15 protein-coding genes and 1 pseudogene are annotated in these 14,563 nt (G+C 71.8%); 10 read left to right on the top strand and 6 right to left on the bottom strand.

What is annotated here, in order from left to right:
* Nucleotides 1–46: 46 nt before the first annotated feature.
* The 3 genes and pseudogenes from ABZ215_RS07450 to ABZ215_RS07440 form a co-directional block, all read right to left on the bottom strand.
* Nucleotides 47–592: pseudogene (locus ABZ215_RS07450) on the bottom strand (nitrilase-related carbon-nitrogen hydrolase); the annotation flags it as partial.
* 218 nt (nucleotides 593–810) lie between these two features.
* Entirely contained in the window at nucleotides 811–1,287 is a 477-nt protein-coding gene (locus tag ABZ215_RS07445) for a hypothetical protein (protein WP_354948492.1), read from the bottom strand.
* A 27-nt stretch (nucleotides 1,288–1,314) separates the two neighbouring features.
* The gene (locus ABZ215_RS07440) at nucleotides 1,315–2,346 is read right to left on the bottom strand and encodes an aldehyde reductase (protein ID WP_354948490.1); all 1,032 of its coding nucleotides are present in this window, start codon (nucleotides 2,344–2,346) and stop codon (nucleotides 1,315–1,317) included.
* Nucleotides 2,347–2,461: 115 nt separating this feature from the next.
* Between ABZ215_RS07440 and ABZ215_RS07435 the strand changes: the two genes are divergently transcribed.
* Nucleotides 2,462–3,040 (top strand): helix-turn-helix domain-containing protein, encoded by a 579-nt coding sequence (locus ABZ215_RS07435; RefSeq protein WP_354948488.1) that lies wholly within the window; start codon nucleotides 2,462–2,464, stop codon nucleotides 3,038–3,040.
* Nucleotides 3,041–3,062: 22 nt separating this feature from the next.
* Here the strand turns inward: ABZ215_RS07435 and ABZ215_RS07430 are convergent, their stop codons facing one another.
* Nucleotides 3,063–3,836 carry a fumarylacetoacetate hydrolase family protein gene (locus ABZ215_RS07430; protein ID WP_354948486.1) on the bottom strand — a complete coding sequence of 258 codons (774 nt, stop codon included), beginning with the start codon at nucleotides 3,834–3,836 and terminating at the stop codon, nucleotides 3,063–3,065.
* A gap of 154 nt (nucleotides 3,837–3,990) precedes the next feature.
* On the opposite strand from ABZ215_RS07430, the gene ABZ215_RS07425 reads away from it, so the two are divergent.
* Nucleotides 3,991–5,655: an MFS transporter gene (locus ABZ215_RS07425; RefSeq protein ID WP_354948484.1), complete on the top strand. Its 1,665-nt coding sequence runs from the start codon at nucleotides 3,991–3,993 to the stop codon at nucleotides 5,653–5,655.
* A 5-nt stretch (nucleotides 5,656–5,660) separates the two neighbouring features.
* Nucleotides 5,661–5,855 (top strand): tautomerase family protein, encoded by a 195-nt coding sequence (locus ABZ215_RS07420; RefSeq protein WP_027935530.1) that lies wholly within the window; start codon nucleotides 5,661–5,663, stop codon nucleotides 5,853–5,855.
* Between the two features lie 46 nt (nucleotides 5,856–5,901).
* Here the strand turns inward: ABZ215_RS07420 and ABZ215_RS07415 are convergent, their stop codons facing one another.
* Nucleotides 5,902–6,660, bottom strand: coding sequence for an SDR family oxidoreductase (locus tag ABZ215_RS07415; RefSeq protein WP_354948482.1), 759 nt, complete (start codon nucleotides 6,658–6,660; stop codon nucleotides 5,902–5,904).
* 103 nt (nucleotides 6,661–6,763) lie between these two features.
* On the opposite strand from ABZ215_RS07415, the gene ABZ215_RS07410 reads away from it, so the two are divergent.
* The 7 genes from ABZ215_RS07410 to ABZ215_RS07380 all read left to right on the top strand — a co-directional run bounded on the left by ABZ215_RS07410 (nucleotide 6,764) and on the right by ABZ215_RS07380 (nucleotide 13,766).
* Entirely contained in the window at nucleotides 6,764–7,531 is a 768-nt protein-coding gene (locus tag ABZ215_RS07410) for an enoyl-CoA hydratase/isomerase family protein (protein WP_354948480.1), read from the top strand.
* Between the two features lie 76 nt (nucleotides 7,532–7,607).
* The gene (locus ABZ215_RS07405; protein WP_354948478.1) at nucleotides 7,608–9,044 is read left to right on the top strand and encodes an aldehyde dehydrogenase; all 1,437 of its coding nucleotides are present in this window, start codon (nucleotides 7,608–7,610) and stop codon (nucleotides 9,042–9,044) included.
* A gap of 17 nt (nucleotides 9,045–9,061) precedes the next feature.
* A complete protein-coding gene (locus ABZ215_RS07400) occupies nucleotides 9,062–9,478 on the top strand; it encodes a RidA family protein (protein ID WP_354948476.1) in 417 nt (138 codons plus the stop codon).
* Nucleotides 9,475–10,995, top strand: a complete 1,521-nt coding sequence (locus ABZ215_RS07395) for an amidohydrolase (protein ID WP_354948474.1) — start codon at nucleotides 9,475–9,477, stop codon at nucleotides 10,993–10,995. The genes ABZ215_RS07400 and ABZ215_RS07395 overlap by 4 nt, the downstream gene beginning before the upstream one ends.
* A gap of 205 nt (nucleotides 10,996–11,200) precedes the next feature.
* On the top strand, nucleotides 11,201–11,722 hold the full coding sequence (locus ABZ215_RS07390; protein ID WP_354948472.1) for a 3-hydroxybutyryl-CoA dehydratase: 522 nt from the start codon (nucleotides 11,201–11,203) through the stop codon (nucleotides 11,720–11,722).
* Complete coding sequence (locus ABZ215_RS07385) at nucleotides 11,719–12,777, top strand: AMP-binding protein (RefSeq protein WP_354948470.1); 1,059 nt, start codon at nucleotides 11,719–11,721, stop codon at nucleotides 12,775–12,777. Before ABZ215_RS07390 ends, ABZ215_RS07385 begins: the two co-directional genes overlap by 4 nt.
* A complete protein-coding gene (locus ABZ215_RS07380) occupies nucleotides 12,774–13,766 on the top strand; it encodes an amidohydrolase family protein (protein WP_354948468.1) in 993 nt (330 codons plus the stop codon). The genes ABZ215_RS07385 and ABZ215_RS07380 overlap by 4 nt, the downstream gene beginning before the upstream one ends.
* Here ABZ215_RS07380 and ABZ215_RS07375 read toward each other — a convergent pair.
* Complete coding sequence (locus tag ABZ215_RS07375) at nucleotides 13,738–14,556, bottom strand: IclR family transcriptional regulator (protein WP_354948466.1); 819 nt, start codon at nucleotides 14,554–14,556, stop codon at nucleotides 13,738–13,740. The two genes, ABZ215_RS07380 and ABZ215_RS07375, sit on opposite strands and share 29 nt — an antisense overlap.
* Nucleotides 14,557–14,563 lie beyond the last annotated feature (7 nt).

Genomic DNA, 14,563 nt, shown 5'->3' with positions numbered 1-14,563 from the left:
CCTGCCGCACCAGCGAGTAGCCGTTCTCGATGGCGCGCAGACCGGCCATCTCGGAATGCACCCGGCCGATCTCCGGCCAGTCACCGCCGGGCACCAGCATGATGTCGGCGTCCGCGTGCATCATCGCCGGGAAGTCGGCGTCGTAGCAGATCACGCTGGAGAGGCGGCCGTAGGGCGTGTCGACGACCGGGGCGACACCGCCGCCGGGCCGGTACGGCTCCAAACCGGGAACCGGGTGCGACTTCTGATAGGTCCACAGGACAGCGCCGTCCGGGCCGATCAGGTGGGTTTCGTCCCGGCTGTCCCGAGGGCTGGGCAGGTAGACGTTGTCGGCGACGAGCAGGTAGATCTGCTCCTGCCGGGCGATGTCCTGCGCCCGCGAGAGGAGCGCGGGCAGGCCCGCGTGGGAGACGTAGGCCGCGTTCTCCGACCAGACGACGATCTTCGCGCCGGCCTGGGCCGCGTTCCTCGTCCTGGCGAACAGGTCGTCGATCACGGCGGCGGACTCCGCTCTCACCGTGTCGGGATCGAACCGCGGCAGCGCGCCCTGCCCGCGGGTCACCTCGACGTCCGGGCGGCCGAGGGCCGTCATCTGGTCGTGGATCAGGCCCATGTTGGCGTTGAGGCCCGCGATGCGGACGGTCTGCGTGGTGTCCACCGGGAACCACGCCATCCGCGCCGCGCCGCCGACCACCACGAGGGCGAGGACGGCGACGTAGCCGCCGACCACGCGCGCGGTGCGCCACGACGGCGGGTGCGCCCAGGCCCAGTTCGCCACGGTCGCACATCCACCGATGAGGAAACCGATCCCTACGAGCCGGTCACGGACGCCACCTGCGACAACGCGAGGTTGTCGAACTGGGTGTTGGCGAGCAGACCGACGACTGTGCCGAACGGCGCGAACGTGCCCAACAGGAACTCGGACACGACGACCGCCATCGGGAACAGCAACAACTCACCGGCCGTGCCCAGTCGTGGCGCGACCAGCCGGTCGGCGATGTAGGGCAGCGCGAGCACGACGCCGAAGGTCAGGCCGGCCAGCACCGTCATCCCGGTCATCGGCACGGCCGTCTGCCAGATCCAGAACATCGCCCCGGCCCAGGACACGAGCCACACCAGGACCAGGCTGCCGAGCGGGTGGCTGGTGCGCGCGAAGCGCAGCAGGAACACCGGGAACAGCCACGCGGCCAGCGGGATGTCCCAGCGACCGCCCACGGCGAACAGGGCGGCCACCGCGCCGACGGCCAGCCACAACCAGCGTCGTCGATCGTTCGAGACGTTGCTCATCGAGTCCTCCGAGCTCCCGTGCGCGTGCTAGGCCGCGTTCCCGGCCAAGCCGAGCCGGAGCAGGCTCTCGGCAGTGTCGACGATCAGCTCCTCGTTGGACCTGGGCTGCCAGCCCAGCACCCGGCGTGCCTTCTCCGCGCTCGCCCGCTTGACCTTGCCCAGTTCGTGCACGTGCCCGCGCAGCGCCGGATCCGCGCGCGATGCCAGGCGTACCAGCAGATCCGGCGCCTCACGTGTGGGCACCCGCGCGCCCAGCCGGTCCCGGAGCACGCGTGCGATGTCGGCGATCCACAGCGTCGCTCCCGCGACCGCGAGGAAGCGCTCGCCCCTGGCCGCCGGATCAGTCATCGCCCGCAGGTGCAGGTCTGCCACGTCCCGCACGTCGACCAGGGCGAAGGACAGGCGCGGCAGCGCGGGTACCTCGCGGTTCAGCAGACGCCGGACGAGTGTGTTGGAGGTCGACAGATCAGGTCCGAGCACGGGCCCGAGCACCGTGACCGGATTGACGACGGCGAGTTCGAGCGACCCGCCCGCACGATCCACGAAGTCCCACGCCGCGCGCTCGGCCAGCGTCTTGGACTTCGCGTAGGCACTCACCCGGGGACCGTCCAAATCGGTCCAGTCCTGCTCGGTGAACGTCCGGCCGGAACTCGTGTGGCCGTAGCTCATCGCCGCGAAGGACGAGGTCAGCACCACCCGCCGCACCCCCGCGTCGCGCGCGGCGCGCAGCACCCGCAGCGCACCGTCACGCGCCGGCACGATGAGGTCGTCCTCGTGGCGGGGCACGGCGGCCGGGAACGGCGAGGCGACGTGCAGCACGTAGTCGCAGCCTCGCACCGCGCTCGCCCAGCCTTCGCCGGAGGTGAGGTCCGCGAACGCGAAGCTGAGCGCGTCACCCGGTTCCGCGCCGCCCGCACGCAACGACCGGCGGACGTGCTCCTCTCGCTCCGGGGAGCGAACCGTCGTCCGCACGGTGTAACCGGCTTCGAGCAGTCGCAGGATGCAGTGGGCCGCGACGAAACCCGAGCCCCCGCTGACCAATACCAACTCGCCACTCATGATTTCGCTCCCTGCGCTCGACAACAAGCGTGTCTTCGTATGAGACACGAATGTATCAGTGTGAGACGCGAGCATCAAGACAGCGATGTCTCAACCTGATACGCTGCTACTCACCATGGAACGAGCACCATCTCCCAGCAGGGGCAAGATCGCCCCGCGCTTCGACCGCACGTCCGCCGCGATCCTCGACGCCGCGGCCCGGGTCTTCTCCGAAGAGGGCGCAGGCGCGAACCTCGCCACGGTCGCCCTCGCAGCCGGTATCAGCCGCGCCACGCTGTACCGCTACTACGCCAACCGCGAGGCCTTGCTCGAAGCCCTCACGGCCGACGCCCTTGACGCCGTGGCACGCCGCCTCGTGGACGCGAACCTCGAACGCGCGACCGTCGAAGAGGCGATCGAGCGGATCCTGCGCGCGTTCGTGGCCGTCGGCGACCGCTACGCGGTGCTCACCAACGACCAGGCGACACTCGAAGCGGCACACGGAGAACTCGCCGCCCCGCTGCACGAGGTACTCACCCGGGGAATCGAGACCGGCGTCCTGCGCGACGACCTGCCCGTCGAGATCCTCTACGAGTTCCTCGCCGGCACCATCCTGAAGGCGATCGCGCTCAACCAGCAGCACCGCCTGGGACTGGAAGAAGCCAGCGCCACCGCCGCGAGCTTCTTCCTGAACGGCACGCGCTCCCGGGACTGAGGCGGCGGGCACCCACCAGCGGTCAGCCGACCGTGACGCTGCCGAGGTGGGCGAACTCCGCGGTGATCGGGTGGCCGGGGCGGAAGGGCAGCGCGTCGCTGAGGCCGCCGGTGAGGACGAGCCAGCCTTCTTCCAGGGCGAGGCCCCGTTCGGCGAGTGCGTTGGCGGCCAGCGCGAGCGCGTTGGCCGGGTGGCCCTGGACGGCCGCGCCGGTGGCGGTGTCGACGACCTCGCCTGCTTCGCGCAGCACGCAGGCCTCCAGGGCGAGGTCGAGTTCGCGGGGATCGCGGGTCACGTCGCCCACGGCGAAGCGGGCCGACGACGCGTTGTCGGCGATCACGTCGGGCAGGGTGAAGCGGAAGTCGCGGTAGCGGCTGTCGATCACCTCGAGCCCGGCCGAGACGGTGCTGACCGCGGCCATGGCGGTCGCCGGGGTGACGCCGGGGCCTCGCAGGCGGGCACCCAGGGTGAAGACGATCTCCGGTTCGACCCGGGGGTGGATCAGCTCGCCGACCGGGACCGGGGCGCCTGCGGCGAGGACCATGCCGTCGGTGAGCCAGCCGGTGAGAGGCGCGTCGATGCCCATCCGCCGCTGTTTGGCGTGGGACGTGAGGCCCAGCTTGACACCGATCACCCGTTCGCCGCGGGCGGCCACGAACTCCGTCTGCACCTGGTAGGCGGTGGCGAGGTCGAGTTCCGGCCAGTCGTCGGTGATGGGACGGCGGGCGGTGCGGCCGGTCTCCGCAGCGCGCAGTTCCCCGACGGCCCGCTCGACTGTCCACGTGGTCACGGTCATGACGCCACTGTGGACGTTTCGGCCAGGTACCACCATCCATCGTTTCCGGCCACCGGAAACGGGTGCGTTGTTCTCGCCACGACCGGACCTACGGTCGCTCCAAACCGCCGCCCGCGACGTGGCGGGCGGCACGGCTGGCTCGAGGAGACCGTCCATGAACAAACAGGAGCTCAAGGTCGTCGGTGCGTCGGCCGTCGGCACGGCGTTCGAGTGGTACGACTTCTTCCTCTACGGGGCGCTCGTGCCGGTCATCGGCAGCAAGTTCTTCAGCGACTACGGGTCCGCGGCGCAGACCGTGTTCGCGTTGCTCACGTTCGCCGCCGGGTTCATCGTCCGGCCGATCGGGGCGGTGGTGTTCGCGCGGATCACCGACCTCGTCGGCCGCAAGATCGTGTTCCTGATGACGCTGGTCCTGATGGGAGTGTCGACCGTCGCGGTGGGGCTGCTGCCGACCGCCGACCAGATCGGGATCACGGCGCCGATCCTGCTGGTGACGTGCCGCATCCTGCAGGGGCTCGCGGTCAGCGGCGAGTTCGGTGCGGCGGTCACCTATGTCTCCGAGTACGCGCCCGCCAGGCAGCGCTCGTTCTTCGTCGGCTGGCTCACCGGCACCACCGCGCTCGCGTTCAGCCTCTCGCTGGGGGTGCAGCTCGTCGTGGAGTCCATCGTGGGCACCGCGGCGTACGACTCGTGGGGCTGGCGGGTGCCGTTCCTCATCTCGGTGCTGCCGCTGGCGTTGTCGGTGTGGATCCGCAGCAAGCTCAACGAGAGCCCGCTGTTCTTGAAGATGAAGCGGGAGGGAACGCAGGCGAAGGCCCCGCTGCGGGAGGCGTTCGGGTCGCGGGCGCGGGTGCGGATGATCGCGATCGTGTTCGTGATGGCGTCGGCGCAGTCGTTCATCGGTTACCTGTCGACCGTGTACATGGTGACGACGATGAAGACCTACCTGAAGGCCGACTCGTTCACCGTCAACGCCATCTACATGGTGATCATGCTGATCGGGTTCTTCCTGTGCGTGTTCGTGTGCTGGCTGTCCGACCGGATCGGCAGGCGGCCGGTGCTGTTCGCCGGGCTCGGGCTCGCCGCGCTGCTCGCGTTCCCCGTCACCGACGCGATCACGTCGACCACCAACCCGGCGCTCGCGGCGGCACAGGACAGCGTCTCGGTCGTCATCAAGGCCGACCCCGCCGACTGTTCGTTCCAGTTCAACCCCGCCGGCACGGCCGAGTTCACCTCGGACTGCGACCGGGCACGCAACGTGCTGCAGGCCAACTCGGTCGTGTTCGACCGGCAGGACGTGTCCGGGCCGACAACGGTCGTGGTGAACGGCACCGAGATCGCGGGCGGCGAGTCGTTGCAGACCGACCTCGTGGCGGCCATCGAAGCGGCAGGTTACCCGGTGGACGGGTCGGCGACCACCATCAAGGTCGACGGGATCGGTGACTTCTTCGACGGGCGGGTGCTCGGTGTCGCGCTGCTGCTGCTGGCGCTGGTCGCGCTCGCGCAGATGACGCAGGGCCCCGCCGCGACCGCGATGGCGGAGGTGTTCCCGACCAGGATCCGCGCCACCGCGCTGTCGATCCCGTACCAGCTCGGCGTCGGCGTGTTCGGTGGCCTGCTGCCCGCGACGATGGTCGCGATCAGCGCCGAGGTCGGCAGCTTCACCACCGCTCTGTGGTATCCGGTCGGCGCGATGGCGCTGGGACTGGTGATCCTGCTGTTCACGTTGCCGGAGACCAAGGGCGTCGACCTCGGCGAGGTCAGCCTGGACGGCGACACGGCCGCCGAACCCGCCGAACCCGTTCGCCAGGGCCGGTGACCGGGATGCCGATCGTCGACGTGTCACTGGTGGCCGGACGCACCGAGGCGGAGCTGCGTGAGCTGATCACCGCGGTCCACCACGCGGTGGTGACGAGCCTGGGCGTGCCGGGGGAGTCGGTGCGGGTGCTGGTGCGGGAACTGCCGCCGACGCACTGGGCGGCGAACGACGAGACCATCGCCGAGCGCCGGTCCCGCTGACACAGCGAAGGGGGCCGCGATCCTCGCGGCCCCCTTCGATGTGCACTCAGTCGCGGAAGTGGGTGTTGGTCCAGCCGCCGTCCACCGGGATGGTGACACCGGTGACGAACGCGGCGTCGTCGGAGGCGAGGAACGCGAAGACCCGCGCCACGTCCTCGGGTGTGCCGACCCTCGGCAGCGGGCGGGCTCGGGTCACCAGGTCGTCGAAGATCCCGGACGCGATCTTCGCGCGCGTCGCCGGCGTCTCGATCAGCCCGGGCGCGACCGCGTTCACGCGGATGCCGCGCCTGCCGTAGTCGGCGGCCATCTGCCGGGTCAAGCTCGCGACCGCGCCCTTGGCCGCCGAATACGGCGCCGACCCGGCGACCCCGGTCAGCGCGAACGACGAGGCCGTGTTGACGATCACCCCGCCGCCGCCGAACACCTGGACCGCCCGCCGGGACAGCGCGAACGTCGTGGTCAGGTTCGTGCGCACGAAGAACTCGAAGTCCTCGTCGCTCGTGTCGCCCGCGGACCGGTCACCGGCCTTGCCCGCGATGTTGGCGAGCACGTCCGGTGTGCCGACGGTCGCGGCGCAGTGGCCGAACACCTCTTCGGCGGCACCGGGCGCCGCGAGGTCGACGGCCAGCGTGGCCATCGACAGCTCGGCGAGTCCCTGTACGTCGCGGTCGACGGCGAGCACGGTCGCGCCGCGGGCGGCGAACAGTTCGGCGGTCGCCCGGCCGATGCCCGACGCCGCGCCCGTCACGATCGCCGTCTTGCCGCTGAGCTGTCCGGTCACGTGTTCCTCCACAAAGGTCGACATCGTCCGCGATCATCCGCCGCAGGCCGCGACGTCACCACCGCGCGTTTCCGGTGGATGAGAACGGGTGCTGGCGATCTGTCCGCGCGTGCGGTGCGCTCGCCGCATGGACGCAACCGTGACATTCCCCGCCGACGGGGTCGCCGTGCTGGCGCTGGACCGGCCGCACCGCCGCAACGCACTGGACCGCGCGCTGCTCGACGGGCTGCCCGGCGTGCTGTCCGAACTGAACGCCGACGACCGGGTGCGTGCACTGGTGATCACGGGCCGTGGTGGCGCGTTCTGCGCGGGTGGCGACCTGGACGTGCTCGCCGACCTGGGTGCGGAAACCCCCGACGAGGCCAGGGCGCGGATGGCACGCGAGTTCGCCACGGCAAGGCTGCTGCTGGAGTTCCGCGCCCCGACCGTCGCGGCCGTCGACGGGGCCGCAGTCGGCGCGGGAATGGCGCTGGCACTCGCCTGCGACCTGCGGATCGGCTCGCCGGACGCGGTGTTCGCGAGCCCGTTCATCCGGATGGCGCTGGTGCCCGACTGGGGTGTCACGTGGCTGCTCGCCAGGGCGGCCGGGCAGGCGCGGGCGACCGAGATCGCCCTGTCCGCCCGCAAGGTCGGCGCCGAGGAGGCGCTGCGGATCGGGCTGCTCGACGAGATCGTGCCCGCGCCGCTGGACGAGGCACTCGCACGGGCCCAGCGGCTCGCCGAAGCCGATCCAGCCGCCGCGGCGGCGACGAAACGGCTCATCGCGGCGGCGACCGGCACCTTCCAGGAGGCGATCGACGCCGAGATCACCGAACAGCTCCGCGCGGTGCGGTCACCGGAGTTCGCGCGGCGGATGGGGGAGTGGTCCCAGACCGTACGGGGGCGTTCCCGGTGAATGGAAACGGACCATTGTGCACAGCCCGGCCCGCGGCGGAGGGTGAGCCGAGAAGCGAGGAAAGGGAGGACGAGCGGTGGAATCCTTCGGGCACGTCATCGCGGGTGAGGAGGTCGCCTCGGCGGACGGGGCGACGTTCGAGTCCGTCGACCCGTGGACGCGAGCGCCCTGGGCCACGGTCGCGCTCGGCTCGGCCGACGACGCGCGGCGCGCGATCCAGGCCGCCAGGCAGGCCTTCGACGACGGGCCGTGGCCGCGGATGAGCTTCGTCGAGCGCGGGGAGATCCTGCACCGGCTCGCCGACCTCATCGTCGCCAACGCCGGCGAGCTGGCGCTGGCCGACACGACGGACATGGGCAAGCCGATCAGCCAGACCGCGGGCCACGACGTGCCCCGCGCGGCGCGGAACTTCCGGTTCTTCGCCGACCACTCGCGGCTCACCCCGGCCGAGACCTTCCCCATGCCGGACGGGCACCACGCCTACACCCAGTACGACCCGGCCGGTGTGGTCGCGGCCATCGCGCCGTGGAACTTCCCGCTCATGATGGCGAGCTGGAAGGTGGCGCCCGCGCTGGCCTGGGGCAACACGGTCGTGCTCAAGCCCGCCGAACAGACCCCGGCATCCGCCACCATCCTGGCGCGGCTGGCGCTCGAGGCCGGGCTGCCCCCCGGGGTGCTGAACGTGGTGCACGGGTACGGGCCCAACGCGGCAGGCCAGGCGCTCACCGAGTCACCGGACGTCGACCGGATCACCTTCACCGGCGAGTCGTCGACCGGCAGAGCGATCTCCCGGGCCGCGGCCGCCAACCTGACACCGGTCAGCCTGGAACTGGGCGGCAAGGGCGCCAACATCGTCTTCGGCGACGCCGACCTCGACCACGCGGCCCGCTGGGCCGTCCAGGCCGTGTTCAGCAACTCGGGCCAGGTGTGCCTCGCCGGCAGCAGGCTCTACGTGCAGCGCGACATCTTCGACGAGTTCCTGGCCCGGTTCACCGCGGCCGCCGACGCGATGGTGCTCGGCGACCCCAAGGAGCGGGCCACCGAGATCGGCCCGCTGTCCTCGCGAGAACACTTCGAGAAGGTCGCCGGGTACCTGGACATCGCGACCGCGGCCGGTGCCCGCCTGCACACGGGCGGTGTCGGTGACGGGTGGTCGGTGCGCCCGACCGTCGTGGTCGGCGCCGGTCAGCGTGACCGCGTCACCCAGGAGGAGATCTTCGGGCCGGTCGTGGTGGTGCTGCCGTTCGACACGGAGGCCGATGCGGTGGCAGCCGCCAACGACACGCCATACGGTCTGAACGCCATGGTGTTCACCCAGGACCTCTCCCGCGCCCACCGCGTCGCACGCGCGCTGCGGGTCGGGACCGTCTGGGCGAACTGCTTCTTCGTGCGGGACCTGCGCGCGCCCTTCGGCGGCGCGAAGCACTCCGGCGTCGGCCGCGAGGGCGGCACGTACAGCCGGGAGTTCTTCACCGAACCGAAGGCCGTCGTCATGGAGATCGCCACACCGTGAACCAGCTGGGAGCAAAGATGACCGAGATTCGTGCCGTCAGTACTCGCAACGCGCCCACCGTGGGCTTCTCGGCAGGCACCGCCGCGCCGCTGTCCCAGGCGATCGTGCACGGGGACACGATCTACTGCTCGGGGACCGGCCCGCTCGACCCGGAGACGCGCACCATCGTCTCCGACGACTTCGCGGCGCAGGCGAAGCAGACGCTGTCCAACCTGGTCGCGGTCGTCGAGGCGGCCGGTGGCAGCCGGGAGACGGTCCTCAAGTGCACCTGCTTCGTGGCCGACGTCGCGAACTTCCCGACGTTCAACGCGGTCTACCGGGAGTTCTTCGAAGGCACCCCGCACTTCCCGGCCAGGACCACCGTGATCGCCACGCCGCACAGGACCGGGGTGCAGGTGGAGGTCGAGTGCATCGCGGCCGTGGCCCGGCCATGACCGACCTCGTGCTGCTCGGCGGCCGGGTGCACGCGGTGGGCGCACCCGCCGCCGAGGCGGTCGCTGTCACCGGCGGCCGGATCTCCGCCGTCGGGTCCACCGAAGACGTCGCGGCCCTCGCCGGAGCGGCCACGCGGGTCGTGCGGCTGGCCGGGAACACCGTGCTCCCCGGGCTGATCGACTCGCACTGCCACTTCGAGCAGGCGGGCATGGCCGGGCACATCGTGTCGTTCGCCGGTGCGCGCACCCTCGACGAGGCCCTGGCACGGGTGGCCGGACTCGCCGCGACCAAGGCGCCCGGCGCGTGGGTGCAGGGGCAGATGTGGAACCCGGTGCTCCAGGTGGGCCGGGCGCCGACCCGCGCGGAACTGGACCGTGCCGCAGGCGGCCGTCCGGTGTTCCTGCCCGAGGGCCACGCCGCGTCGGTCAGCACCGCGGCGCTGCGGCTGGCGGGCATCGACCCGGACGGGCACGACGGCCGTCTCGTCGAAGGTGACGTGCACGCCGTCGCCCGCATCGTGCCGCCGTGGACACCCGGGGAGCGGGCCGCGCAGCTGACGGCGGCGATGCGGGTGCTCAACGAGCACGGGATCACCTCCGTGGTCGCCGGCGCGCTGCCGCCGTCCGACGTGGACGTGCTGCGCGACCTGGCCGAATCGGGCGCCGCGACCGTGCGGGTGGCGGCCATGGTCACGCCGACCGGCGAGCTGAACCCGTCGGTCTCCGCGGCGGAGTGGCGTGATCTGCTCGCCGGGGGCCCACCGAAACCCGTTGGCGACCGGTACCTCACCCGCGGCGTCAAGCTCCAGGTCGACGGCGGCATGACACTCGGCACGGCGGCCACGCGCGAGCCGTACGAGAACAGGCCCGGCCATCACGGCGAGTTGTTCGTCGACCGGGCCCGGCTCACCGAGCTGGTCGGCATCGCGCACCGGGCGGGCTGGCCCGTCGGCACCCACGTCGTCGGCGACGCGGCCATCGACCTCGCCCTCGACGTGTACGAGGCCACCCGGGGCGGCACCACGCTGCCGGACGTGCTCATCCACGCCAGCCTCATCCAGCCGGACCAGATCGCCCGGGCTTGCGCACTCGGCGTGCAGGTGGCCGCGCAGGTCCCGTTCCTGTGGCGCAACCGCGACGCCATCGCGGGCCACCTCGGCGACGACCGCGCCGACGCGGCCGTGCCACTGCGGGACCTCGTCGACGGGCTCGGGATCGACGGCGTCGCCGCGGGCACCGACTACCCGGTGAACGACCTCGACCCGTGGCAGAACATCCACGCCATGACCACCCGGCAGGACGCGCACGGCCGCGTGGTCGGCGCGGCACAGGCGATCACGCGCGCCGAGGCCATCCGCCTGTACACCACCTCGGGCGCCGCGCACACCCGTGAGCAGGCGATCAAGGGGCGGATCGCGCCCGGCTACCTGGCCGATCTCGCGATCGTCGACGACGGCCGGACCTTCATGACCATCGTGGACGGACAGGTCGTCCACGACACGGGTCTGCTCGACTAGAGCCTGTATCGAAGTGGTTTGCGGGCCGGTGCGGGTAGCGGAACCTGAGGCGGCCCCTCGCTCCGGGATCGCCTCCTCATGACCGCCAGGTCACCACGGAGGCGCTGTCCTCGCGAGGAACCGCCTCAGAACCCGCGGCGGTGCAAGCTGACGGCGCAGGAACAAGCGGCTCCGCCACTTGGAAACACAACCTAGGAGGTAACCGATGCACCCCAGCAAGATGCCCATCGTGGAGCTGCGGAAAGCCGCCGACGAACTGGCGGCGGCAGGGAAGCGGGTCAAGGTGCTGTGGCAGGAGAGCGAGTCGCTCGCGTTCCTCGCCCGCGGCCGCGAGTACCGCAGCGAGTTCCACCTCAACCCGAGCGACGAGGTGATGCTCATGGTCCGTGGCTCGATGGACCTGCACTACCGCAAGCCGGAGGGCGGTTCGGACATCGCCGTGATCCCCGAGGGGGCCACGATCTTCACGCCGACCGGTATCGCGCACTCGCCCCGGTTCGCACCCGACGCGTTCGTGCTGGTGATCGAGCGGTTGCGGCGTCCGGGCGAGCTGGACCGCTTCCGCTGGTTCTGCCCGAAGTGCGACGAGTTCCTGCACGAGGAGGCCGTGCACGTCAGCGACTACCGCACGGATCCGGTCGCGGGCGCCTACCAGCGCTTCTACGGGGACGTGGACGCGCGGACGTGCAAGGCGTGCGGCACGGTCATGCCGGACGAGCGCCTGTGAGGCCCGCGGGCGAACTGGTCCTCGACGCGCTGCGGGCACACCCGGACCGGGTGGCGTTCGAACACGCGGGGACCGCACTGTCCTACCGCGACGCCGAAACCACGGTGCTCGGCCTGGTCGAACTGCTGGCGAAGCTGCCGCCCGAGGACACGGTGGTGCAGGTCCGGCGCAACGATCCACTGCAGTGGCTCGTGAACGCCGCGTGCTACGTCGCAGGCCGCCGGTCGGCCGGGATCCCACCGGGCACGCTGGACGACGCCGCGCTCGCCGAACGGCTCGACCGGATCGGCCCGGCGACCATACTGTCTGATGTGGACATCCCGGCACCCGGCGGGCCGGTCGAGGTCGCGCCCGCGGACGTGGTGGTGCGGCTCGGGTTCACGCGCGGCACCACCGGCCCGGTCAAGGGCGTCGAGCTGACGAGCGGGGCGCTGGGCGCGGTCGCGGTCCTGCTCCGGGACACGCTGCCCTGGCCGGACCGCCCCCGGGTGCTGTGCCCGGAGCCGGTGTCCGGAGGCTTCGGCAACCTCGTGCTGCCGACGCTGCTGCTCGGTGGCACGTTCACCATCCCGGACGAGCCCGGAGTGGACGCGCTGCTGGACGCCGTCGTCGAGTACCGGCCGACGGTTCTCCTGGCCATGCCGCCGACGTTCCGGGCGCTGCTGGACCACCCGCGGGCCGCCGGCGTCGACTGGTCGAGCCTGAAGCTGCTGATCTACAGCGGCACCTCGCTGACCGACGACGAGATCGACCGCGCGCACGCGCTGTTCGGCCAGGTGCTGTGCCAGGTGTTCGGCCAGGTCGAGGCGCCGAAGACGATCGCCTTCAGCACCCCGGCCGACCACCTCGGCCCGCACCGCGCGTCGCTGGGACGGCCGTTCCCCGGCATCGAGATCGACCTCGACGAGGCGGGCGAGCTGTGCGTGCGCGGGCCGAACATCGCGCGCTCCTACGCGTTCCCGCCCGGTTCGCCGGTCCGCGACGGCTGGCTCCGCACGGGAGACCTGTGCCGTCTCGAGGACGGCTACCTCTACCACCTCGGCAGGACGCGATGAACCGCCCGGTCGTCGACGTGCACACGCACGCCCTCCCGCTGCCGCTGCTGGACTGGCTGTCCGATCGGGGGCTCGCCGACCGCGGCGACGGGGTGGTCCGGATCGACCCGGTGATCTCCGGAATGCCGCCGGGCGCGCCCATCCCGTTGCCCGCCGCCCAGTACGACGTGGACGAGCGGCTGGCCGACATGGCACGCACCGGCGTCACCCGGCAGCTCGTGTCGGTGCCGCCGTTCGTCACCTGCGCCGACGCGACCGACGAGGCGAGGGTTCTCGACACGGTCCGGCGCGGCAACGACACGCTCGCGGAGTTGCTCGCCGGGCACCGGGGAGTGCTCGATCCGCTCGGCCACGTGCCGCTCGGCACCGGGAAAGCCGCCGACGAAGCCCGGTACTGCCTGGAGGAACTGGGGTGTGCCGGCATCGCCATCGGCACCCGCGGGCTCGGCGCGGAGCTGGACGACCCCGTGCACGAACCGCTCTGGGAGTACCTGGCGGAGCGCCGGGCGTTCGTGTTCCTCCACCCCAACAGCACGCCCGGCGGCGCCCGCCTCGCCGACTACTGGCTGCCGCAGCTCGCCGGGTTCCCCATGGAGACCGCGCTCGCCGTGTCCCGGCTGGTCCTCGGCGGCGTCCTCGAACGGCACGACCTGCGCGTGTGTCTCGCACACGGCGGCGGCTGCCTGCCCGCCCTGCAGGGCAGGCTCGACCTCGGCTGGTCCCGCAAGGCGGTCGCCCGCACCACCCCGCACCCGCCGAGTGCCTACCTGCGCCGCCTCTACTACGACACCGCCACGTTCTCGGCCCCGCTGCTGGGCAGGCTCGTCGAGGACTTCGGCGCCGGCCAGGTGCTCGTCGGCACCGATTACCCGTTCGAGCTGGCGGATGTCGATCCACTCGGGACGGTCGACGCGCTGCGGCTGGCGCCGCCGGACGCCGCGAGGATCGAGTCCGGCACGATCACCGCGTTGCTGGGCGGATCGGCGTGACGTCGGCAGTGCCGATGCCGTCGTAACCGTTGGCCAGGTCCCGGGAGATCGACAGCGCCGCGAGCCGCAACGCCGGTTCGACCGCGGTCAGCGCCCGGGTGTGCGTGACGGTGTGCGACACCACCGACAACGCCGCCACCACCCGGCGGTCCGGCCCGAAGATCGGCGCCGCCACCGACACCGTGCCCAGCGACAGCTCCTCCGCGCACCGGGCGATCCCGGTCGCGCGGACCTCCTGCAGCGACCGCATCAGGATCCCCGGCATCACGATCGTGTGCGGCGTGTACCGCTTCAACCCGGCGGCCAGCACGGACTCCTGCAGCTCCCGCGACGCGTGCGCCAGCAGCACCTTGCCGACCCCTGTCGCGTGCAGTGGCGCCCGGCCGCCGACCCGCGTGACGACGTCGACCGAGCGGCGGCCCCACACCCGCTCCACGTACAGCACCTCGTCGCCGTCGAGCACCGCGAGGTGCACGTTCTCCGCGGTCGCCTCGTACAGGTCCTGCATGAACGGCAGCGACACCTCCCGCAGTGTGCGTGGCGCCGGGCAGAGCGCCCCCAGCTCCCACAGCCGCAGGCCGATCCGGTAGACGCCGTCCCGTTCCTTCTTGAGCGCACCCAGCTCGACCAGCTCGGTCGCGATGCGGTGGACGGTCGACACGGGCATGCCGGTCACGGCGGCCAGTTCGATGAGCCGGAGCGCGGGCCGCTCCTGGGAGAACGCGTTGAGCAGCGCGAACACCCGGCCGGCCACCGTGCGGCCGGTGCTCGCCTCGCGGGGAACGCTCATGATCGGC

It is taken from the genome of Amycolatopsis sp. NPDC006131 (assembly GCF_040614175.1).
GTDB classification, from domain to species: domain Bacteria; phylum Actinomycetota; class Actinomycetes; order Mycobacteriales; family Pseudonocardiaceae; genus Amycolatopsis_E; species Amycolatopsis_E tucumanensis.
This window is presented reverse-complemented; position numbering and strand designations above follow the sequence as displayed.